The following is a 22,458-nucleotide window of genomic DNA, read 5'->3' as shown; positions in this document are numbered from 1 at the left end:
CCCAGGATTATTCATGCATTACCCAACCGTTTTATTCGACCTCGATGGCACCCTGACCGACCCGCGCGAGGGCATCACACGTTCGATCCAGTTTGCCCTGAGCAAACTGGGCATCGATGAGCCTGACCTGACCAAGCTGGAACACTTCATCGGCCCGCCGTTGTTGCAGGCGTTCATGCAGTTTTACGACTTCGATGAGCCCAAGGCCTGGGAGGCGGTGAGTTTTTATCGCGAACGTTTCAAGGTCACCGGCCTCTACGAGAACCGCGTGTTCGACGGCGTCACCCCGCTGCTGGAAACCTTGGGTGGGCAAGGGCGTCAGTTATACATCGCGACGTCCAAGCCATGGGTCTTTGCCCGGGAAATCGCCCGGCACTTTGATTTCGCGAAGCACTTCAAGGTGATCTACGGCAGTGAGCTGGATGGCACGCGGACGAATAAGGTCGAGTTAATTGCGCATTTGATGGCTGAAGAGGGGCTGGATCCTGCCAATACCCTGATGATTGGCGATCGTAAGCATGACCTGATCGGTGCGCGCAGTAATGGGCTGGACTCGGCGGCTGTGGGGTATGGGTTTGGTAGCCACGAAGAGTTGAGTGCAGAAGCACCGACTTATCACTTTGAAACGCTGGATGAGATGCATCGGGCGTTTTTGCAGCGCTAGTTGGATCGCCATCGCGAGCAAGCTCGCGATGAGGCCGCTCAGCCAGCAAAAGCTCCAGATTCTGCCAACGCCTTCAACGCCGCCTTCCGCTCCCCAACCGGCAACACCCCTAGCTTCTCGACCGCCGCATAGAACCTCACCCAATCTCCACCCTCGTGCCGAAACAACGCCGCAAACCCCGGCACCCATTGGTCATACAACCCAAACGGCACCAGCCGGGCATTGTTCATCGGCGCATTAACCCAGGCGTCATAGCGTCTGTCCCCCGCCCATTGGCTGTCACGTAACTGCCGGTATTCGCTGCGCAGTCGCTCGAACTCAGCGGCCTTGCGTTGGCGCATCTGATCCACAGGCAAGGGCAGGGCGTAAAGCGTTTCAAGGCGCGTGCGAGTCTCCAGCACCAATCGGGTGAATTGATCCCGGCGCCGCACCTGGGCGCCGTTGTCCGCTGGCAGGCCTCGGGATGCGCGCCATTGGCGCGTGCCTTCCTGCTCGACAAAGCTGGCGAAAGACTCGTTGAACTCGGTGTCATCCTTCACATAAACACGTTGATGCGCCAGCTCATGGAAAATCAGGGTCGCCAGCCGCTCGTCGCCCCAGCCCATCATTGAGCTGATGATCGGATCGTTGAACCAGCCAAGCGTCGAGTACGCCTCGACACCCCCAATCGAAACGTCCATACCTTGCAGGCGCTGCACGGCGGCCTCGCCTCGGGCGGCGCTCTGGCTGTAGTAGCCGCGATAGGCGACGCAGCCGGCGATCGGGAAGCAATGGTTTTGCGGCTTCAGGGAAAATTCCGGGGTGACGAAGACATTCCAGACCACGAATGGACGGCCTATATCGGCGTACAGGCGATAGCTTTGATTGTCCGGCAGGTGCAGATGCTCACTGGCGAATGTCCGGGCTTTTTGCGATTGGGCCAGGTGCGCACGAAGTTTCTGATCGCGGGATGGATCGGCAATCACCTCGGCAACCGGCTCACGGGCCCGCAGCAATTGCAGCTGGCCACTGGCCAATTGGCCGTAATAGCTGACGCTGGCACAACCGTTGAGCAACAAAAGCAACACACCCGGAAACAAAACGCGCAAAACGCGATCAAGTAACCCAAGGCTTGGAAACGGCCTGATCAAAATAAAATCATCCCTGGAAAGTCTGCCCGCAAGACTATCCCGCCTGACTGGAGCTGCGCTATGCACAAGTTGATGCTGACGGGGGGCCTGTTGTTGCTGACGGGCTGTGCTGGATTCGGATTCCCTCACCACGATCCGGCGCAAGCGTGGATTGACCTGGAATCAAAACAGCAAGACACGGCACTGCAAGCAGTGGAAGTCGATGACAAAGCCTCCGACGACAAGCGCTATTTCCAGGTGCAGCCCGGTAGTCATGAGCTGACGGTGCGCTACCAGTTCGCGGTTCAGCCGACCAACATCGGTCCTGACGCCGAGCCGTTGTGGCGTGACTGCCAGCTGAATGTGAAATTCAGCGACTTCAACGCTGGTGAACGCTATCAGCTGCAAGCGGGGAACATCGGTTTTCGGCCGTGGGCAAAACTCTATAACCAACAGCGAAAAGTGATTGGCCAAGGCACACCGGCAGGCTGCCAACACACCTGATCAGCGTTATGCTGAATGTCCGAATCAGTGGGACATTCATCATGCGCAGGTTGATGCTGTTGCTCGCCACCAGTGTGGTTGCTGGCTGTCAGAGCCCATTGCCGGCGGTTAATCCGCAGATGGCCTGGGTCGACTTTTCTACGCCATTCCCGAACGACAAGTTGTTGATGGCCGAGCGACTGGATAAACAGCGGTTGAACGACGGGCGTTTTTTCCAGGTTACGCCCGGCAGCCACGTCTTGCTCGTTCGATTCGACTTTGAAATCCCCGGTGGTGGCGGGTTGGGGGTCATGGACGGTCCAACGGAACGGCTGTGCTACCTGACCATCAAGTACGATCATTTCGAAGCCGGTCAGCGTTATGTGCTGGTCGGCCAGTCGATCGTGTTTACGCCTGGTGCCCGGTTGTACAACGCCAAGCGCGAGATCGTCGCTGAAGACAGTGAGTCCTATTGCCTCATGTGAGGCGAATCAGCGGTCATTTTTTTGATAGATGATGGCTTTGGTACCGTTGTCACACGTGCCGACAATCATCGCAATGTCGTGCTTCTCGGCTTCTTCCTTCGAGACAATTTCCAGCGTGTAGGAGGGCACGGCGTTTGCCTGAATCTTGATTTCGATCTCGTTCTTGAGTTCTTCACACGATTTCGGCGCTGCAAAGGCCGATGTAGCCAGTGCGCAACAGATAACCGTCAAGGCAAAACGTTTCATGGTTGAAGCTCCTTTGAAGCAGTGCGCAGGGTAATGCGCTTTCACTGCTGTCATTTATTCGACCACATTTTCGCGGGTCAGGTTTTGTCCGAGCGCAAAAAAAGACCGCAACCTGCTTGAGGCTGCGATCTTTTATCCGAGACTGCGGCTCAGCTGAGCAGCGTCGCATCCAGACTGATTTTCGCATTCAACACTTTGGAAACCGGGCAGCCTTCTTTGGCTTTATTGCTCAGTTCCTCAAATTGCGCCTGAGTCGCCCCAGGGATTTTCGCCTTGAGGATCAACTTCACGGCGGTGATCGCAAAACCGCCGTCCACCTGATCCAGGGTGACTTCGGCGTTGGTGTCGATGCTGTCAGCCTTGAGACCGGCATCGCCCAGAATCATTGAAAACGCCATCGAGAAACAGCCCGCGTGTGCGGCACCGATCAACTCTTCCGGATTGGTGCCCTTGCCGCCTTCGAAGCGCGCCTTGAAGCCGTAAGGCGCTTCTCTGAGCACGCCGGTTTCAGTGGAGATCGAGCCGATGCCGGTTTTCAGGTCACCTTCCCAATGAGCCGATGCTTTCTTCGTAATAGCCATATCTGCCTCCTCAAGTTCCCGGCACGAGCGTCGCGCCTTCGTGGTTTTCGGTTGCTAAGGGTTCTGAGGATAGTCGGCGGTGCAAAGTTCACCCGATCGGGTTAATTCCTACCGTTTACGTAGGTTTTTTTGCCTTGGCTATTGAAACTCGGGTATATGCCCTTATTGATGAAACACGCTTATGGATTCGGCAGGTTTTCGTTTACGAGAAAAAACCTGCGACCTCAATTGGAGTAGCAGGTTTATGAAACGACTGTCCGACATCAAGTTCTCGACCCTTGATCTGGTGCCCGTGCGTGAAAACGGCAGCGCGGCCCAGTCGCTGCGCAACTCCCTGGACCTGGCGCAACACGTCGAAAAATTCGGCTACAACCGCTTCTGGGTCGCCGAACACCACAACATGGACGGCATCGCCAGCTCGGCGACGTCGGTGTTGCTGGGTTATCTGGCGGGTGGCACGTCGACCATTCGGGTCGGTTCGGGTGGCGTAATGCTGCCTAACCACGCGCCGTTGGTGATCGCCGAGCAGTTCGGCACTCTGGAAAGTCTGTATCCGGGGCGTATTGACCTGGGCCTGGGCCGCGCGCCCGGTTCCGATCAAATGACTGCCCGCGCGCTGCGCCGCGAACGTTCCGGCAGCGCCGACGATTTCCCGGAAGACGTGGCCGAACTGATGCGTTACCTCGGCCCGCGCACCCCGGACCAGCGGATCATCGCCATGCCCGGCACCGGCACCAATGTCCCGGTCTGGCTGCTGGGCTCCAGTCTGTTCAGTGCACAACTGGCCGGCGAGCGCGGGTTGCCCTACGCCTTCGCCTCCCATTTCGCACCGCGTTTCATGCATGAGGCGATTCGCGTCTACCGCAATCACTTCAAGCCTTCAGCGGTATTGGATAAACCCTACGTGATGCTCGGCGTGCCACTGGTGGCGGCGGATACCGATGAGCAGGCCGATTACCTGGCGACGTCGGTTTATCAGCGGATTCTCGCGTTGATGCGTGGACAGAGTCTGGTGCAACGTCCGCCGGTGAAAACCATGGACGGGTTGTGGTTGCCGCATGAGCGCGAAGCGGTCAGTGATTTCCTCGGATTGGCCATGGTGGGCAGCCCGCAGAAAATCCGCGCCAAGCTGGATGTGCTGGTTGAGCAGACCCAAGCCGACGAGCTGATTTTTACCTGCGATCTGTATGAGCACGCCGACCGTGTCCACTCCTATGAACTGCTGGCACAGGTCATGAAGGGCTGAGATTAAAGCGCCCATAAAAAAGCCGACGCAGTGCGTCGGCTTTTTCATTTAAAGCGCAATCAGGTTACTTCTTGTAGACGATGACCTTGGTGCCCGCTTCGCATTTGCCGACAATTTTCCCGCCGGCAGCGGCACCTTTATCGACGATTTCCAGCGAGTAACCGGCAACGCCCTTGGCATCCAGCTTCGCAGCGATTTCGGCTTTCAGCTCTTCGCACGATTTGCCGCCCGCAAACGCAGTACCCGCAAGGCTCAACAAACCAACTGCCAACATAAATTTCTTCATCGGTCGCATTCCCTGGTCGGATCAATAGGGGCATCCAGCGATTCGCCGGATACACACATGTAGCGCTTTGCCATTCCCTATGGCACTCGGCCAGCGCGCAAGTTCAGAAGACTAGCTCAAACTCAGCTGCTGGCAATCCGGAACCCGACTTTGAGCGTCACCTGAAAGTGCGCCGCCTTGCCGTCTTTGATGTGCCCGCGGGTTTCGGTCACTTCAAACCATTCCATGTACTTGAGGCTTTTGCTGGCTTCGGCCAGTGCGTTATTGATGGCGTCTTCAATGCTGCTGGTGGACGAGCCGACCAGTTCGACTTTTTTGTAGGTGTGATGGTCAGTCATGGCGTTCTCCTCAGGGTGTGAATTACAGCCTAGCAGTGATTTTTCGTCTTACTGGCGTCGGCCAATCTGAAAGGGACGTGCAGATTTACTGCACTTTCTCCAACCCCTGAAGTCCCAACCAACACACGCCACTCAATCAATGCAGGAGAGCCACCATGGCCAACACTTCATTACGTAAAGCCTCATTGCAAAGCATGGAAGCCGAAATCGAGAGTCTGCTGAAATCGTTGGAAAGCCTGAAGGACGATGCGTCGGACGAGTCGCGTAGAACCCTCAAAACCCTGAAAGCCAACGCCGAAAGCGCGCTGAAACATTCCCGTCATCTGCTCAGCGATGCGTACGAAGACGTCAAAGTCAAAACCCGTGAAACCGGGATCGCCACTCGGGACTACGCCCAGGAACACCCTTGGACGACGGCCGGTGTTGCCGTGGGTGCGTTGGGTCTTCTAGCGGCCTACCTGCTGTGCAAACGCGGGGATTAATCCGCTCGGTGCAGTTCGTTCTTGAGCCACTGCGCCAGTTGCCGAGCCCGCCCGTCCGCGGCGCGCTTGGGTAGCCACAATGCCAGTTGCGCCGGGGTTTCACTGAAGCCCCATGGCGCAACCAGGCGACCGGCCTTCACGTCCTCGGCCACCAGTGGCTCCGGCGCAATCGCCACTCCAAGTCCGGCCACAGCGGCTTCCAGCAAGTAATACAAATGCTCAAATCCCTGACCGTACTTCAACGCCTTGGCGTCGAGGCCGCTTTGCTGCGCCCAACTCGGCCACGCTTGGGGTCGTGAGGTGGTGTGAAGCAACGGTTCGTTCAGCAGCGCTGTGGCCGGCGCGCCTTGCAACCTTTCGTAGCCGGCGAATCGCGGGCTCATGACCGGGCCGATCCGCTCACTGGTCAATTCATAGACCTGCATGTCCGCGGGCCATGGCGGCTCCGCAAACACCAGCAATGCATCAAGCCCCGGCCGACGTGGATCGAGATCGCCTTCGCCGGCGGACAGGTGCAGGCGCAGATCTGGCAGGTCTGCATTCAGCCGTCCCAGGCGTGGAATAAACCAGCGTGCGAGCAAACTTCCCGAGCAGCCGAGCACGAAGGGCGCATCGGCGGTGCTTCGCGTCAGCTCCGCGCACACCGTGCGTAACCGCTCGAACGCTTCGCCGCTTGCGTCGCGCAATCGAATGCCGGCATCTGTGAGTTTAAGGCCGCGACCGTCCTTGACGAACAGGCTGACCCCGAGGTGTTCTTCGAGCACCTTGAGCTGGCGGCTGACCGCGCCATGGGTGACGTGCAGCTGTTCGGCGGCCTGACTGACGCTGTTCAGACGAGCAGTGGCTTCAAAGGCGCGAAGGGCGTTCAGCGGGGGAAGGTCGTGGCTCATGTGATCTGTGAGTTTTCCTGACAGGTTGCGGCGATCTTATCGGTTTTCAGGTCGGGGCGTCAGGGGTAGAGTTAAGTCCATTGTCATCTCACGCATTCACTGGAGCGACCCATGACCCAGACTAATCTGCGCACCGGCCCCGACGCCAACGGCCTGTTTGGCGCGTTCGGTGGCCGCTACGTCGCCGAAACCCTGATGCCGTTGGTCCTTGACCTGGCCCGCGAATACGAAGCGGCCAAGGAAGATCCGGCATTCAAAGAAGAATTGGCCTACTTCCAGCGTGATTATGTCGGACGTCCAAGCCCTCTTTACTATGCCGAACGCCTGACCGAGTTCTGCGGCGGCGCGAAGATTTACCTCAAGCGCGAAGAGCTGAACCACACTGGCGCGCACAAGATCAACAACTGCATCGGCCAGATCCTGCTGGCGCGGCGCATGGGCAAGAAACGCATCATCGCTGAAACTGGCGCAGGCATGCACGGCGTGGCCACTGCCACCGTGGCCGCGCGTTTTGGCCTCGATTGCGTGATCTACATGGGCACCACTGACATCGAACGTCAGCAAGCCAACGTGTTTCGCATGAAGCTGTTGGGCGCCGAAGTGATCCCGGTAGTATCCGGCACCGGTACGTTGAAAGACGCGATGAACGAAGCCCTGCGTGACTGGGTGACCAACGTCGACAACACCTTCTACCTGATCGGCACCGTGGCCGGTCCGCACCCTTATCCGGCGATGGTTCGCGACTTCCAGGCCGTGATCGGCAAGGAAACCCGTGAACAGCTGCAAGCCCAGGAAGGCCGTCTGCCGGACAGCCTGGTGGCGTGCATCGGCGGCGGTTCCAACGCCATGGGCCTGTTTCACCCGTTCCTTGACGACAAGAGCGTCGAGATCATTGGTGTTGAAGCCGCCGGTTACGGCATCGAAACCGGCAAGCATGCGGCCAGCCTGAATGGCGGCGTACCGGGCGTGCTGCACGGCAACCGTACTTTCCTGTTGCAGGACGACGATGGCCAGATCATCGACGCCCACTCGATTTCCGCCGGCCTCGACTACCCGGGTATCGGCCCGGAACATGCGTGGTTGCATGACATCGGCCGCGTTCAGTACACCTCGGTGACCGACGACGAAGCCCTCGATGCGTTCCACAAATGCTGCCGCCTGGAAGGGATCATTCCTGCACTGGAAAGCGCCCACGCCCTGGCCGAAGTGTTCAAACGCGCACCGACCCTGCCGAAAGATCACCTGATGGTGGTCAACCTGTCCGGCCGTGGCGACAAAGACATGCAAACCGTGATGCACCATATGGAACAATCGACGCAGGAGAAACACTGATGAGCCGCCTGCAAACGCGCTTTGCCGAACTCAAGGAACAGAACCGCGCCGCCCTCGTGACCTTCGTCACCGCCGGCGACCCGAGCTATGACACTTCCCTGGCGATCCTTAAAGGCTTACCCGCGGCGGGCGCCGATGTGATCGAGTTGGGCATGCCCTTCACCGATCCGATGGCCGATGGCCCGGCGATTCAGCTGGCCAACATCCGCGCCTTGGGCGCCAAGCAGAACCTGGCGAAAACCCTGCAAATGGTTCGCGAGTTCCGTGAAGGCAATACCGAGACGCCGCTGGTGTTAATGGGTTACTTCAACCCGATCCACATGTATGGCGTGCCGCGTTTCATTGCCGACGCCAAAGAGGCCGGCGTTGATGGTCTGATCGTGGTCGACTTGCCGCCGGAACATAACGGCGAGTTGTGCGACCCGGCTCAGGCTGCGGGCCTGGACTTCATTCGTCTGACCACGCCGACCACCGATGACGTGCGCCTGCCGACCGTTCTGAACGGCAGCTCCGGCTTTGTTTACTACGTGTCGGTGGCGGGGGTGACCGGCGCGGGCGCGGCGACGCTGGAACACGTTGAAGAGGCGGTTGCCCGTCTGCGTCGCCACACTGATTTGCCGATCAGCATCGGTTTCGGCATTCGGACTCCAGAGCAAGCCGCGTCCATTGCGCGTCTGGCGGACGGTGTTGTGGTGGGCTCGGCTTTAATCGATCACATCGCCAATGCTTCAACGCCTGATCAGGCGATTGATGGCGTGTTGAGCCTTTGCGCGGCGCTGGCAGAAGGCGTGCGTAAGGCTCGCGTCAGCTGAAGGTAAAGTTCCTGATACAGAGGAATTAGCGCCACGCGGCACAGACTAAACAGCAAGACCGAGGGCTTCAGGACTACGTTCTGAAGCCCTTTTTGCTGTAGGTGCCGTGAGGAAAGACCCGATGAAAATGCCGAAACGTCTGATTGCCAGCCTGGGTGTGCTGATGCTGAGCGCGACCCCGTTGCTGCACGCGAACGCCGATCAGCGCGACAATCACGACCACGGCGGCCCGCAACAGGGTCAGTACGATAACCATGGCGACAATCATGGTGATGATCACCGCGATCATCAGGACAACCATCGCGGTGGCCCACCGCCGCGCGACTTCGGTCCGGTGCGTCAGACGATCCACGAACACCACGAGTATTTCGTGCGCGGTGCGCCGCCACCTCCAGGCATTCATCTGGAGCGCGGCCGGCCATTGCCTCACGGCTATTACGGTGAGCGTCTGGACAATCGAGCGCTGGGTCGCCTGCCGTATTACCCGGGGTACGAATGGCGCCGGGCAGGGGGCGACATTGTGCTGATCGCCGTTGGCACCGGGATTGTGTACGAAGTTCTGGAAGGGGTGCTTTGATCTAACGTGCAAAAAAAGGGCTTCGCGGATTTTCCACGAAGCCCTTTTTCTTATGGCAGTTCCAACCCGCCGGCTGCTTTGTGCAGCTTGCGTAGATGTTCGCCAACCTGCTTCAGGTTGGCTTCATTGGCGGCCATTTCCGCTGCACGATCCGGTTCGAGCAGTGCGCGCACTTCCTTGTCCAGATCGCCCGTCAGCGTCAGTAATTGCTTTTGGCGCAGGCTGCTTTCCGATTCCAGGCGTTGCCATTCACTCGGTTGGGGCAACCCGTAACCGCCGCTGCCAAGCAGTTCAGCCGGGCGACTGAGGTAGCCGCTATTGGCGAGGAGCTGTTGCAAGGTCGCATTGGCCTTGTCCATGCCGCCGTTTTCCAGATTTCGCGCGCCGAGGTAGCGTTGCTTCACTTCGTCCTGGGCCAGCAGCAATTGTTGGCGGAAGGCAGCTTGTTCCAGCAACAGCAATGCCGCGCTGGTGCGCAGGTCCGCCTGCTCGAACCATTGCCGGCGCTCGACCGCTTTCAATGCCAGCCAGTCCTCGACTTTGTCCTGCTTGATCGGCAAGCGCTTTTTCAGGACGTCGAACATGGCTTGATAGCGGTCACGGAAGGAGTCGAAGCGATAGCCCAGTCGTAGCGCTTCGCGTGGATCGTCCAGCACGCTGGTGTCGGCCAGCCCCCGGCCCTTCAGCACCGCCAGCAAGCCGTTGGGCATGATGTTATCGAGCCCGACCAATTTTGGGTTGTTGGTGCCGCCTCGCAGTAGTTTCAGCTCTTCCACCGCGCAATTGTTGGAGAGGAAGAAGTAGTTGCCGTCGTAACTCCAGTGCATCTCGGCGGCACGTTCCACCACATCTTCGATCTCGTTGCGCGACAGGTTCAGCGGCACCGAAGCCAGGCTGCGCAGTTCGGTCTTGGTGTACTCGTCGATAACCTGGGCGAGCGGCAGGACAAACAGGCGCGACGGGTATTTGCCGACCAGTCCGTCCCAACTCGAGAGCTGCACATCACCAACGAAGGCGCGGTAGGACAAGACCAGATGCTGGTCCAGATCGAGACGGCAGTCGGGGCCTCGTGGTCGTCCCGGCGCACAGATCACCAGCCGCAACATGCTGTGACCCCAGCGACTGACCCAGTTCTGATTGGCTTCGGCCAGCAAGTAGTCGACGGCATAGACCCGTTCCGGATCAACCTGCCCGAGGGGTGTTTTGGCAAAGTCATTGCCGGCGTTGAGGAAGGCGAAGGTTTTGGCGCAGGTGTCTTTCGCCGCCGGCGCCCAGCCGAAGTGTTCCTGGTAGTAGCGGTACAGCGCCGGACGACGGCAGGCGTAGCTCGGGTCGAGGAGGAAATACTCCATGTTGACCGCAACGAACTCTTTGGGGCTGTCCGTTTCGTAAATGTCCGGGCTGCGCGCTATCTGCCGGTTGTGCTGTTCACGTTCACCGCGACGGCCGACGTATTGTTGCCAGCCAGCGAGGTCGAGCAGGCGCGGATCGTCGCTGAGGGTGAAGCGCCGATCATTCTGGCCACGGCACTGATCGGGAATTCCCACCAGTCCGGCGCTGTTGCTACGTCGGGTGCAGTGTTGAATCAGTTTGCGCTCGGCATCTGGCCAAAGGCGCGAACGGTCATAGATGTGAGTCAGTTCGTGCAGCACCGTGGCGAGCATTTCGCGGCGGACGGTGCCGTGGGGGCGATTGGTTTTGCGGGTCGCGGCGCTGCCGTCGGTGAGGCTGGCGAGCAGGTTGCGATTCAAGTCGAGTTCGGACACCAGCGTCGCCTGGCCGTAGGCGTTGCTCGGCATGTCGTCGGTCCAGCCGACATCGATACGCCGGTCCAGTTGCTCGATGAACCGTGGCGGCAGCGCCTGCATGGCTTCATCGAGCAATGCCTGGCTGGCTTGCTGTTGTGCGGGGCTGAGGCCTTCAGTCTTGAGCTGTAATTGCAGGCTGGCGTGGGCCGTGCTGCCGATTAGCATCATGACCCCGGCCAGCAGCCAGGCGGCTGACGGCCTCACAGTGCGAGGATGGCTTCGGCGAGTACCTGGTCACTGGCATCCCGGGCTTCCGGCACGCGAATGCGTAGGGTATTGAAGGCCGCTTCTAGGTGCGCGCCGCGGATATCGCCATCGCTGGCGACGAAACTGGCGGCGTCATCGTGGGCTTCGCGAATGATCTTCGAGTCACGGATGGAGGTGGTGGTGTCCGAGGTGAAATCAAGCGTGCGCTGAGTGGCACGAATGAGCATGTTACTGGTGGCAACCAGGGTATGGGCCTGGGCCACGTCAGCCAACAACAGCAGGCCAAGGGTGGCGGCAATCAGCGGGTTACGCATGGAACAACTCCGGAGAAACAAGGATAACTATTGGACGAGAATTGCTTGTGCCAGTTCAAGGTCGCTTGCATGAAGTTTTGGCCGGGAATGGCGCAGGTAAATCAGGGCCGATTCCAGCTGTGCTCCGCGCAATTGGCCGTCACTGGCGATGAAGGCCGCGGCATCATCGTGCGCGGCGAGCAGCAGTTTACGGTCGAAGGGCGCGGAGGTCACCAGACTGGAGCCATAACCACTGGCGACAGTGCCTTGTGTAGAAAGATTGAAGGCATCGAAAGCGTGTGCCAAGCCCGACCAGCAGGCCACAAGCAATAGGGGTGTGAACAGCAACCTTGAATGAAAATGCATGAGACTCGTTAGCTGAAAGCGAGTCCCAAGGCTAGCGCAACACCCGGGCTAGAGCCAGCGCCGAAACATAGGGACACGTTGGGCGTGTCCCGCGTCAGGAGTGTCGCTTAGATGGTCAGGATGGCTTGTGCCAGTTGTGCATCGGATGCGTTCAGCTGTGGCGACTGGTGGCGAATGTAATCGAGTGCACTTTCCAGTTTTACGCCACGGATGGCGCCTTCGCTGGCGACGAAGCTGGCGGCATCATCGCGAGCTTCACGCACAATCTTGTTGTCCTTGAACGAAGATGAAACGACGTCGGTGGTTGCATCGGATGTGGCCTTTAACGCTCTGACGACAGAGTCAGTGGTCACGATAAAGCTGGAGGCGTGAGCATTGGCAGCCACGGCAAGCAGGGCTGCGACACTGAGAAAGCGAAGACGGGACATGGTGTAACTCCTTTGTAAAACCGATTGAGAGGTGGCGAGGTATCTGCGGGATCAGACGTCTGTCCTACAGCGCTCGCCACGTTCTGATCGAATATTAGGCGCTTTTATCCATTCAAACAGCCCCGTCTGTACTGGCAGAACATTAGCGCCAGAACGGTTTATCCAGTTCGTTGAGGCGGTCGGCGTGGCTGATGCCCAGGTCAGACAATTGCTGCGCGTCGAGTCGCCCCAACAAGCGCCGGGTTCTGGCCCGTTCCAGGCAACGGGAGAGCGCTGTCCACGCATGTTGAAGTGTGGTGACACGAGGTTTCGATTGCGGCGCAAGAGCGGAAACATCTTGTAAGTTATTCATGGCGCGATCCTTGTGCTTGGAAATGAGATTCCATGGTGATCCCCTCTGTTCTTGCGAAACAGGCACACCGCGCTGAAATTGTACTTGTACAGTGTTAGTTTTTAACAAACTGTACTGGTTTTATAGAGCTCTCTTTGTTTTTCGGATTTCACGGACCCAAAACGACAAAGCCCGTCGTGGTTTCCCACGACGGGCTTTGTTTTTTCAATCTGGGATGCTGGCAGTGGACCCGATGGGTCAGGGCCAGCGACGCTAAGTTAGCGCCAGAACGGCTTGCTCAGCTCTTCGTAGCGTTGTGCTTCGCTAATCCCGGCGTCAGCCAGCAGACGCGAATCCAGGCGAGCCAGTTGGTGGCGGCTGGAGATGCGGCGCTGCCACAGCATCAGGTTGGCGATAACGCGCAGAGGCATGGAAGCCTGGGTTTTTGCAGCAGTGTCTTCGAAGAACAGGTCGGAACTGAGTGTACGTTCCATGATTGACATCCTTCCGCTTGTGGCGGGATTAGGTAGTGGTTTAACTGGTGCCCATGATCCTCTCGTTTGCCTAGTCTCTGTAGATACAGTTCACCTGTATTGTGAGGGACCAGTTAACTGTTAATAGTGGGTGTACTGGTCGAAATTGAGGCAACTGTACCTGTCTGCACCGATATTGTGCATTTTTGCTCGTTTGGTCTGAAAAGGTAGGTATTTACGGTAGGAAATGACCAGTACAGCAGTACAGTTTTAAACAGATTTTTCGTTGGCAACGGCAGGCTGACGAAATTGTGTTTGCGTCAGCCGCCATCTGTACCAATTACGCCCTGAGCATGCGCCCGGTTTCTTCCAGGTTGATGTGCCAGCTCAGTGCATCACGCAGGATATGTGGCGTATGCCCGCCAATCGCGCAAGCGGCGGTGAAGTAGTCGTCCAGGGCCTGGCGATAGTCCGGGTGCACGCAGTTGTCGATGATGACTCGCGCCCGTTCCCGGGGTGCCAGCCCACGCAAGTCGGCGAGGCCGATCTCGGTAACGAGGATGTCGACGTCATGTTCCGTGTGGTCAACGTGGCTGACCATCGGCACGACACTGGAGATCGCGCCGCCCTTGGCGATCGATTTGGTGACGAAGACGGACAAATGCGCATTGCGCGCGAAGTCGCCCGAGCCGCCAATGCCGTTCATCATCCGTGTGCCGCAGACGTGGGTGGAGTTGACGTTGCCGTACAGGTCGAACTCCAGCGCCGTGTTGACGCCGATGATACCCAGTCGGCGCACGACTTCAGGGTGGTTGGAGATTTCCTGTGGGCGCAGGACCAGTTTGTCCTTGTAGCGCTCGAGGTTGCCAAACACGTCAGCGTTGCGACGACTCGACAAGGTAATCGAGCTGCCGGATGCGAAGCTCAGTTTGCCGGCGTCGATCAGGTCGAAGGTCGAATCCTGCAGCACCTCGGAGTACATGGTCAGGTCTTCGAACGGCGAATCAATCAGGCCGCACATCACCGAGTTGGCAATGGTGCCGATGCCGGCCTGCAGCGGGCCGAGCTTGGTGGTCATGCGCCCGGCGGCCACCTCTTGCTTGAAGAAGTTGATCAGGTGGTCCGCGATGGCTTGGGTATCGGCGTCGGGTGGCAATACGGTGGACGGCGAGTCCGGCTGATTGGTGATCACGATCGCGACGATTTTCTCCGGCGGGATCGGGATGGCGGTGCTGCCAATACGGTCATCAACTTTCACCAGCGGAATCGGCGTGCGGGTCGGGCGATAAGTCGGGATATAGATGTCGTGCAGGCCTTCGAGATTCGGGTTGTGCGCCATGTTGATCTCGACGATCACGTGTTTGGCGAAAATCGCGAAGCTGGCTGAGTTGCCAACCGACGTGGTCGGCACGATATGGCCGTGCTCGGTGATTGCCACCGCTTCAATCACCGCGATGTCCGGCAGCTTGAGTTGCTGGTTGCGCAGTTGCTCCACGGTTTCCGAGAGGTGCTGGTCGATGAACATCACCTCGCCCGCATTAATAGCCTTGCGCAGGGTGCTGTCGACCTGGAACGGCATGCGTCGCGACAGTACGCCGGCTTCGGTGAGCTGTTTATCGAGGTCGTTGCCCAGGCTGGCGCCGGTCATCAGGGTGATTTTCAGCGGCGAGACCTTGGCGCGCTCGGCCAATGCCTGGGGGACGGCTTTAGCTTCGCCGGCGCGGGTGAAGCCACTCATGCCGACGGTCATGCCGTCTTCAATCAGAGCAGCGGCGTCGGCGGCGCTCATCACTTTATCCAACAAGGAAGGCAGGCGAATACGGTCACGGTACATGGATTGTTATCTCGGGCAACGGGAAGCAGGATGCGCAGTCTAGTGAATTACACCGACTCCTGTCCCGCTACCAAGGTCGCAAACGAGGCGTCTATTTCGGGCCTTTTGAGCAAAACACCATTACCGGATCGGTAACAAAAGCGTAGTTTTGTTGGACGATTTGCGCAAACAAAAACGCCCCGACGAGTCGGGGCGTTCTGTGTGCCGATGAGGGTTACTCGACGGCTTTGACCATGTCTTCGATGACTTTCTTGGCGTCGCCAAAAACCATCATGGTCTTGTCCAGGTAAAACAGTTCGTTGTCCAGACCGGCATAGCCGCTGGCCATCGAGCGCTTGTTGACGATGATGGTCTTGGCCTTGAACGCTTCCAGAATCGGCATGCCGGCAATCGGCGATTTCGGATCGTTCTTCGCGGCCGGGTTGACCACGTCGTTGGCGCCCAACACCAGCACCACGTCGGCCTGACCGAACTCGGAGTTGATGTCTTCCATCTCGAACACCTGGTCGTAAGGCACTTCGGCCTCGGCCAGCAATACGTTCATGTGGCCAGGCATCCGACCGGCAACCGGGTGGATCGCGTACTTCACGGTCACGCCGCGATGGGTCAGCTTCTCGGTCAGTTCTTTCAGCGCGTGTTGCGCCCGTGCCACCGCCAGGCCGTAGCCAGGAACGATGATCACGGTGTCGGCGTTGGTCAGCAGGAACGTCGCGTCGTCAGCCGAGCCGGATTTCACCGGGCGGGCTTCCTTGGCGCCGGCCGGACCCGCATCGGCTGTGTTGCCGAAGCCGCCAAGCAGCACATTAAAGAAGGAACGGTTCATCGCCTTGCACATGATGTACGAGAGGATCGCACCGCTGGAGCCCACCAGCGAACCGGCGATGATCAGCATCGAGTTGTTCAGCGAGAAGCCGATACCCGCCGCCGCCCAGCCGGAGTAGCTGTTGAGCATCGACACGACGACCGGCATGTCCGCGCCGCCAATCGGGATGATGATCAGCACGCCAAGCACGAAGGCCAGGGCCAGCATCAAGGCGAAGGCACTCAGATTGCCCGTCAGCATGAAGGTCACGCCGAGGCCCAGCGTTGCCAGGCCCAACAGCAGGTTCAGCTTGTGCTGGCCGCCGAACTGTACCGGTGCGCCCTGGAACAGGCGGAACTTGTACTTGCCCGACAGCTTGCCGAAAGCGATCACCGAACCGGAGAAGGTGATTGCACCGATGGCTGCGCCGAGGAACAGCTCCAGACGGTTACCCGCCGGAATCGCGTCGCCCAGTTGCTTGACGATGCCCAGGGACTGCGGCTCAACAACCGCAGCAATGGCGATGAACACGGCGGCCATACCAATCATGCTATGCATGAAGGCGACCAGTTCCGGCATCTTGGTCATCTCGACGCGCTTGGCCATGATCGAGCCGGCGGTGCCGCCGACCAGCAGGCCGACGATGACGTAACCGATACCGGCAGTGGCCAGCTCGGCGCCCAGCTTGTAGATGAGGCCAACGGTGGTGAGGATCGCCAACGCCATGCCGAGCATGCCGTACACATTGCCGCGCCGGGACGTGGTTGGGTGCGACAGGCCTTTAAGGGCCTGGATGAAGCAGATCGACGCGATCAAGTAGAGCGTCGTGACAAGGTTCATGCTCATTACTTGGGCGCCTCTTCTTTTACGACTTTCGGGGCTTTTTTCTTGAACATCTCAAGCATCCTGCGGGTTACCAGGAAGCCACCAAACACGTTCACCGCCGCCAGGGCCACCGCGAGGGTCCCCATGGTTTTGCCCAGGGGCGTGACGGTCAGCGCCGCCGCCAGCATGGCGCCGACGATAACGATGGCCGAGATGGCGTTGGTCACGGCCATCAATGGCGTGTGCAGTGCAGGTGTAACGTTCCAGACCACGTGATAACCGACATAAATCGCCAGCACGAAGATGATCAGGTTGTAGATACCGGGGGAGATAAGCTCTTCCATCGTCTGAATCCCTGCTTAGGCGTTTTTGCGGATGACTTGGCCGTCGCGGCACATCAGGCACGCGGCGACGATATCGTCTTCGAGGTTCACTTCGAACTGGCCGTCTTTGTTGAAGACCAGCTTCAGGAAGTCCAGCAGGTTGCGTGCATACAGCGCCGAAGCGTCTGCCGCCACTGCACCGGCCAGATTGGTCGGGCCGCAAATGGTCACGCCATTCTCGACTACGACCTGATCCGCCACGGTCAGTGGGCAGTTGCCGCCCTGAGCCGCCGCGAGGTCGATGACCACTGAGCCCGGCTTCATCTGCGCCACGGTTTCCGCGCTCAACAGCGTCGGGGCCTTGCGGCCGGGAATCAGTGCGGTGGTGATGACGATGTCAGCCTGCTTGGCGCGTTCATGCACGGCCAGGGCCTGACGTTGCATCCAGCTGGCGGGCATTGGCCGCGCGTAACCGCCGACACCGACGGCGCATTCGCGCTCTTCATCGGTTTCGTACGGCACGTCGACGAACTTCGCACCCAGGGATTCGATTTGTTCCTTCACCGCCGGACGTACGTCCGAGGCCTCGATCACCGCGCCCAGACGCTTGGCAGTCGCAATCGCCTGCAAGCCGGCCACGCCCGCGCCGAGAATCAGCACGCGCGCCGCTTTCACGGTGCCCGCAGCGGTCATCAGCATCGGCATGAAGCGCGGATAGTGATGAGCGGCCAACAACACGGCTTTATAGCCGGCGATGTTCGCTTGCGAGGACAGCACATCCAGGCTCTGCGCACGGGAGGTGCGTGGCGCGGCCTCCAGGGCGAAGGCGGTGATGCCGCGGTCGGCCAGCTTGGCGATGGTTTCATTGCTGAACGGATTGAGCATGCCCACGACAACGGTGCCGCTTTTAATCTGCGCCAGTTCGCTGTCGCTGGGAGCGACCACCTTGAGAATCAGCTCGGCACCAAACGCATCGTTGGCGCTGCCAATCGTTGCGCCTGCCGCTTCATAAGCACTGTCGACAACGCTGGCATTAATGCCGGCGCCGCTTTGCACAGTGACTTTATGACCCTGGCCGATCAGCTTCTTGATGGTTTCCGGGGTTGCAGCAACCCGTGTTTCACCCGTCTGGGTTTCGAGAGGAACACCAATGTGCACGTCAAATCTCCTGCGTGATCTTATTGAGTAAACCCAGGCACTTCGGATGGTGCGGCTGGGGCGGCCGATCAGCACGATCCCGCCGAATCAGGGCGGGGCGCGGCATTTTGCAGGCGAACTTTGTGCCCTTCAAGGGATTATGACGGGTGACGGAAAATTAACTACAAGTCACCCCGTGACCGAATGTCGCAACTAACTGGCTCAAGCCCTTGCAGGCCGTGACTTGTAAGGGACTTTGTTGAAAATTGACAAATTACATATCTTTACTGTGAATGAGGCGTCATTGCCTGCCGATAGCGGCGCAAAGCCACGTCATCAGGCGCTTGTGGGACGTTTGTGCTGCTTGTCCACACAGTCTGTGTATATGCGACATATAGTTATATCTGTAGGGCTTTTATTATGCTGACTACGGGGTCAGTTAATTGGCTGAACCCTTTAACCCTCTAGGTTGTAGCTGTTCGCCTGATTGAGCAGCCAGTCGCGAAATGCCTTTAAGGACGCCGATTCCACCTTTCGCTCGGGAATCATCAGGTAATAAGCCTTGATGCTCGACAGTGCCTGCGGGTTGGCAATCACCAGGCGCTTCTCGGCCAATTCACGCTGAATCAGGAACGGTGGAATCAGCGCGATGCCCATGTCATGCATGGCCGCTTGGGCAAGCATGGAGAATAGCTCGTAGCGCGGTCCTGTCATGTCCCGTGGGATATTGAGGTGCTGCGAGTTGAACCACTGACGCCATGCATAAGGGCGGGTGGTCTGCTGCAGAAGGGGGAGTTCGGCGATCTCAGCGGATGTCAGATTTGTCTTCTTGCCCAATAGGGCAGGGCTGCACACTGGCATCGGATTTTCGCCCATCAACCTGTGGGATTCGGTACCGGACCAGTCGGCGTCACCGAAGTAGATCGCTGCGTCGAAGTCAGTGTCGGCAAACAGAAAGGGCCGGGTACGGTTTGTAAGGTTAACCGTCACTTCCGGATGCTTCTGCTGGAAGTCCTTGAGTCGTGGCAGCAGCCACTGGGTGCCAAAGGTCGGAACCACTGCCAGTTCGATCACGTTGGCGCCCTGTTGCCCCATCACCGACAACGTGTCCCGCTCCACCGCATCGAGTTGCGTGGCGACGCGACGGCTGTAGGAAAGTCCGGCTTCTGTCAGCTTCACACCACGCCGCGAGCGTCGGAACAGTTCGACGCCAAGGAATTCCTCCAGGCTGGCAATCTGTCGGCAAATGGCACCCTGGGTCAGCGAAAGTTCCTGGGCAGCCTTGGTGAAGCTTTCGTGGCGTGCAGCCGCTTCAAAACTGATCAGGGCCGTTGTGCTGGGGATTTTCCTGCGCATGTACGTCAACCTCACTAATCCATCGCATAAAGGCTATTTTTCGATGTTACGGAGTGAGAAATTAGCACAACATTATGCAAAATCCTCGTTTGCCGTAACGCCGAACCCGGCCTAGGATCAGTCCACGCAATTTGACCCGATTCGAGAGGACACACTCATGGGCGGTAAAGCTAGCTTCAACTGGATCGATCCTCTGCTGCTGGATCAACAGCTCACTGAAGAAGAACGCATGATTCGCGACACTGCCGAGCAATTCGCTCAGCAGAAACTCGCACCGCGCGTTCTCGAAGCTTTCCGTCATGAGAAGACTGATCCGGCGATCTTCCGTGAAATGGGCGAAGTCGGCCTGTTGGGCGCGACCATCCCTGAGCAGTACGGCGGCAGCGGCCTCAATTATGTCAGCTACGGTCTGATCGCTCGTGAAGTCGAGCGAGTCGATTCCGGCTATCGCTCGATGATGAGCGTGCAGTCCTCGCTGGTGATGGTGCCGATCAATGAATTCGGCACTGAAGCCCAGAAGCAGAAGTACCTGCCGAAACTGGCTACCGGTGAATGGATTGGCTGCTTCGGTCTGACCGAGCCTAACCACGGCTCCGACCCGGGCGCGATGATTACTCGTGCACGCAAAGTGGAAGGCGGATACAGCCTGACCGGCAGCAAGATGTGGATCACCAACAGCCCGATCGCTGATGTGTTCGTGGTCTGGGCCAAGGATGACGCCGGCGACATCCGTGGTTTTGTTCTGGAGAAGGGCTGGAAAGGCCTGAGCACTCCGGCGATTCACGGCAAGGTTGGCTTGCGCGCGTCCATCACTGGCGAAATCGTCATGGACAACGTGTTTGTTCCTGAAGAGAACATCTTCCCGGACGTCCGCGGTTTGAAGGGGCCGTTTACCTGCCTCAACTCCGCACGCTATGGCATTTCCTGGGGCGCGCTGGGGGCTGCCGAGTTCTGCTGGCACACCGCTCGCCAATACACCCTGGATCGTCAGCAATTCGGTCGTCCATTGGCTGCCACTCAGTTGATCCAGAAGAAACTCGCTGACATGCAGACCGAAATCACCATGGCGCTGCAAGGCTGCCTGCGTCTGGGGCGTATGAAGGACGAAGGCACTGCGGCGGTCGAGATCACTTCGATGATGAAGCGCAACTCCTGCGGCAAGTCCCTGGACATCGCTCGTATGGCGCGCGACATGCTGGGCGGCAACGGCATCTCCGATGAGTTCGGTGTCGCGCGCCATCTGGTCAACCTGGAAGTGGTGAATACCTATGAAGGTACGCATGACGTCCACGCACTGATTCTCGGTCGCGCGCAAACCGGCATCCAGGCGTTCTATTAATAGGAGAACGTCCATGGGCGCGCTTTCGCATCTGCGGGTACTGGATTTATCGCGGGTACTGGCTGGGCCTTGGTCCGGGCAGATCCTGGCTGACCTTGGCGCTGAGGTGATCAAGGTCGAGCGCCCGGGCAATGGCGATGACACGCGCGCTTGGGGGCCTCCTTTTCTAAAAGACGCCTATGGCGAGAACACCAGCGAGGCCGCCTATTACTTGTCGGCCAATCGTAACAAGCAATCGGTCACCATCGACTTCACGCGTCCGGAAGGTCAGAAGTTGGTGCGTGATTTGGCCGCCAAATCGGACATCCTGATCGAGAACTTCAAGGTCGGTGGGTTGGCGGCTTATGGGCTGGACTATGCGTCGCTTAAAGCCATCAATCCGAATCTGATCTATTGCTCGATTACCGGGTTTGGTCAGACCGGTCCTTACGCCAAGCGTGCCGGTTATGACTTCATGATCCAGGGGCTTGGCGGCCTGATGAGCCTCACGGGGCGGCCGGAAGGGGATGAGGGCGCCGGCCCGGTGAAGGTCGGTGTGGCGCTGACAGACATTTTGACCGGGCTCTATTCGACGGTGGCGATTCTGGCAGCACTTGCGCATCGGGATCACGACGGCGGCGGTCAGCACATCGACATGGCGTTGCTGGATGTTCAGGTCGCCTGTCTGGCTAACCAGGCGATGAACTACCTGACGACGGGCAATGCGCCCAAGCGCTTGGGTAACGCGCACCCGAACATCGTGCCTTATCAGGATTTTCCTACGGCGGACGGCGACTTCATCCTTACCGTTGGGAACGATGGTCAGTTCCGCAAGTTTGCTGAAGTGGCCGGGCAACCGCAGTGGGCGGATGACCCACGCTTTGCGACTAATAAGCTGCGAGTGGCGAACAGGGCTGTGTTGATTCCGCTGATCCGCCAAGCGACAGTCTTTAAGACCACTGCTGAATGGGTCTTACAGCTCGAGCAGGCTGGGGTGCCCTGCGGCCCGATCAATGACCTGGCGCAGATGTTTGCGGATCCTCAGGTCAAGGCGCGTGGGTTGGCGATTGAAATGCCCCATGCGTTGGCAGGGATGGTGCCGCAGGTGGCGAGCCCTATTCGTCTGTCCGAGACCCCGGTGGAATACCGCAATGCTCCTCCATTGCTGGGGGAGCATACGGAGGAGGTTCTGCAGCGAGTGTTGGGTCTCGGGGCTGATGCCGTGGCTGCTTTCAAAGAGGCTGGGGTGCTCTGAGGGCTTCCTCTATATAGAAGGGAGCAGTTTCCCCTTCTATATAGAGAGGAATCGGGTGGTTTTGCACCGTTCGGCAAGTTATTGATGGATAAGCCAAATCATTGCTTGACGGCAGATTCTGGATGTCTATAATTCGCCCCACTTCCGGCGCAGTCGAAACGGAAAACTCCT

28 protein-coding genes are annotated in these 22,458 nt (G+C 58.7%); 10 read left to right on the top strand and 18 right to left on the bottom strand.

From position 1 onward, the window contains the following. Nucleotides 1-13 precede the first annotated feature (13 nt). Nucleotides 14-664, top strand: coding sequence for an HAD family hydrolase (locus SB725_RS00140; protein ID WP_027926119.1), 651 nt, complete (start codon nt 14-16; stop codon nt 662-664). Nucleotides 665-702: 38 nt separating this feature from the next. On the opposite strand, the gene SB725_RS00135 is transcribed toward SB725_RS00140, so the two are convergent. After that, nucleotides 703-1,794: an aminopeptidase gene (locus SB725_RS00135; protein ID WP_410921109.1), complete on the bottom strand. Its 1,092-nt coding sequence runs from the start codon at nt 1,792-1,794 to the stop codon at nt 703-705. Between the two features lie 60 nt (nt 1,795-1,854). Between SB725_RS00135 and SB725_RS00130 the strand changes: the two genes are divergently transcribed. Both SB725_RS00130 and SB725_RS00125 read left to right on the top strand, forming a co-directional pair. Further along, complete coding sequence (locus tag SB725_RS00130) at nt 1,855-2,277, top strand: hypothetical protein (RefSeq protein ID WP_027926117.1); 423 nt, start codon at nt 1,855-1,857, stop codon at nt 2,275-2,277. 41 nt (nt 2,278-2,318) lie between these two features. Next, complete coding sequence (locus tag SB725_RS00125; RefSeq protein ID WP_410921107.1) at nt 2,319-2,741, top strand: hypothetical protein; 423 nt, start codon at nt 2,319-2,321, stop codon at nt 2,739-2,741. Nucleotides 2,742-2,747: 6 nt separating this feature from the next. On the opposite strand, the gene SB725_RS00120 is transcribed toward SB725_RS00125, so the two are convergent. After that, nucleotides 2,748-2,987, bottom strand: a complete 240-nt coding sequence (locus SB725_RS00120) for a DUF1161 domain-containing protein (protein WP_027926115.1) — start codon at nt 2,985-2,987, stop codon at nt 2,748-2,750. A gap of 149 nt (nt 2,988-3,136) precedes the next feature. Continuing rightward, entirely contained in the window at nt 3,137-3,568 is a 432-nt protein-coding gene (locus SB725_RS00115) for an OsmC family protein (protein WP_027926114.1), read from the bottom strand. 244 nt (nt 3,569-3,812) lie between these two features. Here SB725_RS00115 and SB725_RS00110 point away from each other — a divergent pair, with 244 nt between their 5' ends. Beyond that, nucleotides 3,813-4,814 carry an LLM class flavin-dependent oxidoreductase gene (locus SB725_RS00110; protein WP_027926113.1) on the top strand — a complete coding sequence of 334 codons (1,002 nt, stop codon included), beginning with the start codon at nt 3,813-3,815 and terminating at the stop codon, nt 4,812-4,814. 64 nt (nt 4,815-4,878) lie between these two features. Here SB725_RS00110 and SB725_RS00105 read toward each other — a convergent pair whose 3' ends face one another. Further along, nucleotides 4,879-5,100, bottom strand: coding sequence for a DUF1161 domain-containing protein (locus tag SB725_RS00105; RefSeq protein ID WP_027926112.1), 222 nt, complete (start codon nt 5,098-5,100; stop codon nt 4,879-4,881). 122 nt (nt 5,101-5,222) lie between these two features. Continuing rightward, a complete protein-coding gene (locus tag SB725_RS00100; protein ID WP_008027736.1) occupies nt 5,223-5,438 on the bottom strand; it encodes a dodecin in 216 nt (71 codons plus the stop codon). Nucleotides 5,439-5,593: 155 nt separating this feature from the next. On the opposite strand from SB725_RS00100, the gene SB725_RS00095 reads away from it, so the two are divergent. Then, nucleotides 5,594-5,920 (top strand): YqjD family protein, encoded by a 327-nt coding sequence (locus SB725_RS00095; protein ID WP_140665532.1) that lies wholly within the window; start codon nt 5,594-5,596, stop codon nt 5,918-5,920. Here SB725_RS00095 and SB725_RS00090 read toward each other — a convergent pair. Beyond that, on the bottom strand, nt 5,917-6,810 hold the full coding sequence (locus tag SB725_RS00090; RefSeq protein ID WP_027926110.1) for a LysR family transcriptional regulator: 894 nt from the start codon (nt 6,808-6,810) through the stop codon (nt 5,917-5,919). The two genes, SB725_RS00095 and SB725_RS00090, sit on opposite strands and share 4 nt — an antisense overlap. A gap of 111 nt (nt 6,811-6,921) precedes the next feature. Between SB725_RS00090 and trpB the strand changes: the two genes are divergently transcribed. The 3 genes from trpB to SB725_RS00075 all read left to right on the top strand — a co-directional run bounded on the left by trpB (nt 6,922) and on the right by SB725_RS00075 (nt 9,531). Beyond that, a complete protein-coding gene (trpB, locus tag SB725_RS00085) occupies nt 6,922-8,142 on the top strand; it encodes a tryptophan synthase subunit beta (protein WP_027926109.1) in 1,221 nt (406 codons plus the stop codon). Further along, complete coding sequence (trpA, locus tag SB725_RS00080; RefSeq protein ID WP_027926108.1) at nt 8,142-8,954, top strand: tryptophan synthase subunit alpha; 813 nt, start codon at nt 8,142-8,144, stop codon at nt 8,952-8,954. Before trpB ends, trpA begins: the two co-directional genes overlap by 1 nt. 121 nt (nt 8,955-9,075) lie before the next feature. Continuing rightward, on the top strand, nt 9,076-9,531 hold the full coding sequence (locus SB725_RS00075; protein ID WP_059181873.1) for an anti-virulence regulator CigR family protein: 456 nt from the start codon (nt 9,076-9,078) through the stop codon (nt 9,529-9,531). A gap of 50 nt (nt 9,532-9,581) precedes the next feature. On the opposite strand, the gene SB725_RS00070 is transcribed toward SB725_RS00075, so the two are convergent. The 11 genes from SB725_RS00070 to SB725_RS00020 form a co-directional block, all read right to left on the bottom strand. Next, entirely contained in the window at nt 9,582-11,543 is a 1,962-nt protein-coding gene (locus SB725_RS00070) for a DUF4105 domain-containing protein (protein WP_027926106.1), read from the bottom strand. Beyond that, nucleotides 11,540-11,860 (bottom strand): DUF2388 domain-containing protein, encoded by a 321-nt coding sequence (locus tag SB725_RS00065; RefSeq protein ID WP_027926105.1) that lies wholly within the window; start codon nt 11,858-11,860, stop codon nt 11,540-11,542. The genes SB725_RS00070 and SB725_RS00065 overlap by 4 nt, the downstream gene beginning before the upstream one ends. A 27-nt stretch (nt 11,861-11,887) precedes the next feature. After that, nucleotides 11,888-12,205, bottom strand: coding sequence for a DUF2388 domain-containing protein (locus SB725_RS00060; RefSeq protein WP_027926104.1), 318 nt, complete (start codon nt 12,203-12,205; stop codon nt 11,888-11,890). 107 nt (nt 12,206-12,312) lie between these two features. Next, entirely contained in the window at nt 12,313-12,633 is a 321-nt protein-coding gene (locus SB725_RS00055; protein WP_027926103.1) for a DUF2388 domain-containing protein, read from the bottom strand. A gap of 142 nt (nt 12,634-12,775) precedes the next feature. Next, nucleotides 12,776-12,985: a DUF1127 domain-containing protein gene (locus tag SB725_RS00050; protein WP_410921105.1), complete on the bottom strand. Its 210-nt coding sequence runs from the start codon at nt 12,983-12,985 to the stop codon at nt 12,776-12,778. A 257-nt stretch (nt 12,986-13,242) separates the two neighbouring features. After that, nucleotides 13,243-13,458, bottom strand: a complete 216-nt coding sequence (locus tag SB725_RS00045) for a DUF1127 domain-containing protein (protein ID WP_007947887.1) — start codon at nt 13,456-13,458, stop codon at nt 13,243-13,245. Nucleotides 13,459-13,777: 319 nt separating this feature from the next. Further along, complete coding sequence (locus SB725_RS00040; protein WP_027926101.1) at nt 13,778-15,271, bottom strand: acetyl-CoA hydrolase/transferase family protein; 1,494 nt, start codon at nt 15,269-15,271, stop codon at nt 13,778-13,780. Between the two features lie 214 nt (nt 15,272-15,485). Then, nucleotides 15,486-16,919, bottom strand: a complete 1,434-nt coding sequence (locus SB725_RS00035) for an NAD(P)(+) transhydrogenase (Re/Si-specific) subunit beta (protein WP_027926100.1) — start codon at nt 16,917-16,919, stop codon at nt 15,486-15,488. Then, on the bottom strand, nt 16,919-17,242 hold the full coding sequence (locus SB725_RS00030) for an NAD(P) transhydrogenase subunit alpha (RefSeq protein ID WP_007947884.1): 324 nt from the start codon (nt 17,240-17,242) through the stop codon (nt 16,919-16,921). Before SB725_RS00030 ends, SB725_RS00035 begins: the two co-directional genes overlap by 1 nt. Nucleotides 17,243-17,257: 15 nt before the next feature. Next, complete coding sequence (locus tag SB725_RS00025) at nt 17,258-18,379, bottom strand: Re/Si-specific NAD(P)(+) transhydrogenase subunit alpha (RefSeq protein ID WP_027926099.1); 1,122 nt, start codon at nt 18,377-18,379, stop codon at nt 17,258-17,260. A gap of 435 nt (nt 18,380-18,814) precedes the next feature. Beyond that, on the bottom strand, nt 18,815-19,714 hold the full coding sequence (locus tag SB725_RS00020; protein WP_194940536.1) for a LysR family transcriptional regulator: 900 nt from the start codon (nt 19,712-19,714) through the stop codon (nt 18,815-18,817). A gap of 157 nt (nt 19,715-19,871) precedes the next feature. Between SB725_RS00020 and SB725_RS00015 the strand changes: the two genes are divergently transcribed. After that, nucleotides 19,872-21,053 (top strand): acyl-CoA dehydrogenase, encoded by a 1,182-nt coding sequence (locus SB725_RS00015; RefSeq protein WP_027926097.1) that lies wholly within the window; start codon nt 19,872-19,874, stop codon nt 21,051-21,053. Between the two features lie 13 nt (nt 21,054-21,066). Then, complete coding sequence (locus SB725_RS00010; RefSeq protein ID WP_027926096.1) at nt 21,067-22,287, top strand: CaiB/BaiF CoA transferase family protein; 1,221 nt, start codon at nt 21,067-21,069, stop codon at nt 22,285-22,287. On the opposite strand, the gene SB725_RS00005 is transcribed toward SB725_RS00010, so the two are convergent. Further along, nucleotides 22,265-22,458 (bottom strand): hypothetical protein (locus SB725_RS00005; protein WP_410921103.1); only part of this gene is annotated, 194 nt, incomplete at its 5' end. The two genes, SB725_RS00010 and SB725_RS00005, sit on opposite strands and share 23 nt — an antisense overlap.

This window comes from Pseudomonas sp. SIMBA_041 (genome assembly GCF_046535095.1).
GTDB lineage: Bacteria > Pseudomonadota > Gammaproteobacteria > Pseudomonadales > Pseudomonadaceae > Aquipseudomonas > Aquipseudomonas mucoides.
The sequence above is the reverse complement of the archived record's forward strand: the minus strand, read 5'-3'. Positions and strand labels throughout refer to the sequence as shown.

Excerpts from the sequence above, each read along its gene's own strand:
- SB725_RS00050 (WP_410921105.1), bottom strand. The coding sequence starts at position 12,985 with ATGAATAACTTACAAGATGTTTCCGCTCTTGCGCCGCAATCGAAACCT.
- trpA (WP_027926108.1), top strand. The coding sequence starts at position 8,142 with ATGAGCCGCCTGCAAACGCGCTTTGCCGAACTCAAGGAACAGAACCGC.
- SB725_RS00015 (WP_027926097.1), top strand. The coding sequence starts at position 19,872 with ATGGGCGGTAAAGCTAGCTTCAACTGGATCGATCCTCTGCTGCTGGAT.
- SB725_RS00110 (WP_027926113.1), top strand. The coding sequence starts at position 3,813 with ATGAAACGACTGTCCGACATCAAGTTCTCGACCCTTGATCTGGTGCCC.
- SB725_RS00035 (WP_027926100.1), bottom strand. The coding sequence starts at position 16,919 with ATGAGCATGAACCTTGTCACGACGCTCTACTTGATCGCGTCGATCTGC.
- SB725_RS00030 (WP_007947884.1), bottom strand. The coding sequence starts at position 17,242 with ATGGAAGAGCTTATCTCCCCCGGTATCTACAACCTGATCATCTTCGTG.
- SB725_RS00055 (WP_027926103.1), bottom strand. The coding sequence starts at position 12,633 with ATGTCCCGTCTTCGCTTTCTCAGTGTCGCAGCCCTGCTTGCCGTGGCT.
- SB725_RS00045 (WP_007947887.1), bottom strand. The coding sequence starts at position 13,458 with ATGGAACGTACACTCAGTTCCGACCTGTTCTTCGAAGACACTGCTGCA.
- SB725_RS00125 (WP_410921107.1), top strand. The coding sequence starts at position 2,319 with ATGCGCAGGTTGATGCTGTTGCTCGCCACCAGTGTGGTTGCTGGCTGT.
- SB725_RS00020 (WP_194940536.1), bottom strand. The coding sequence starts at position 19,714 with ATGCGCAGGAAAATCCCCAGCACAACGGCCCTGATCAGTTTTGAAGCG.
- SB725_RS00060 (WP_027926104.1), bottom strand. The coding sequence starts at position 12,205 with ATGCATTTTCATTCAAGGTTGCTGTTCACACCCCTATTGCTTGTGGCC.
- SB725_RS00120 (WP_027926115.1), bottom strand. The coding sequence starts at position 2,987 with ATGAAACGTTTTGCCTTGACGGTTATCTGTTGCGCACTGGCTACATCG.
- SB725_RS00095 (WP_140665532.1), top strand. The coding sequence starts at position 5,594 with ATGGCCAACACTTCATTACGTAAAGCCTCATTGCAAAGCATGGAAGCC.
- SB725_RS00065 (WP_027926105.1), bottom strand. The coding sequence starts at position 11,860 with ATGCGTAACCCGCTGATTGCCGCCACCCTTGGCCTGCTGTTGTTGGCT.
- SB725_RS00115 (WP_027926114.1), bottom strand. The coding sequence starts at position 3,568 with ATGGCTATTACGAAGAAAGCATCGGCTCATTGGGAAGGTGACCTGAAA.
- SB725_RS00130 (WP_027926117.1), top strand. The coding sequence starts at position 1,855 with ATGCACAAGTTGATGCTGACGGGGGGCCTGTTGTTGCTGACGGGCTGT.
- SB725_RS00075 (WP_059181873.1), top strand. The coding sequence starts at position 9,076 with ATGAAAATGCCGAAACGTCTGATTGCCAGCCTGGGTGTGCTGATGCTG.
- SB725_RS00100 (WP_008027736.1), bottom strand. The coding sequence starts at position 5,438 with ATGACTGACCATCACACCTACAAAAAAGTCGAACTGGTCGGCTCGTCC.
- SB725_RS00090 (WP_027926110.1), bottom strand. The coding sequence starts at position 6,810 with ATGAGCCACGACCTTCCCCCGCTGAACGCCCTTCGCGCCTTTGAAGCC.
- SB725_RS00140 (WP_027926119.1), top strand. The coding sequence starts at position 14 with ATGCATTACCCAACCGTTTTATTCGACCTCGATGGCACCCTGACCGAC.
- SB725_RS00040 (WP_027926101.1), bottom strand. The coding sequence starts at position 15,271 with ATGTACCGTGACCGTATTCGCCTGCCTTCCTTGTTGGATAAAGTGATG.
- SB725_RS00105 (WP_027926112.1), bottom strand. The coding sequence starts at position 5,100 with ATGAAGAAATTTATGTTGGCAGTTGGTTTGTTGAGCCTTGCGGGTACT.
- SB725_RS00010 (WP_027926096.1), top strand. The coding sequence starts at position 21,067 with ATGGGCGCGCTTTCGCATCTGCGGGTACTGGATTTATCGCGGGTACTG.
- trpB (WP_027926109.1), top strand. The coding sequence starts at position 6,922 with ATGACCCAGACTAATCTGCGCACCGGCCCCGACGCCAACGGCCTGTTT.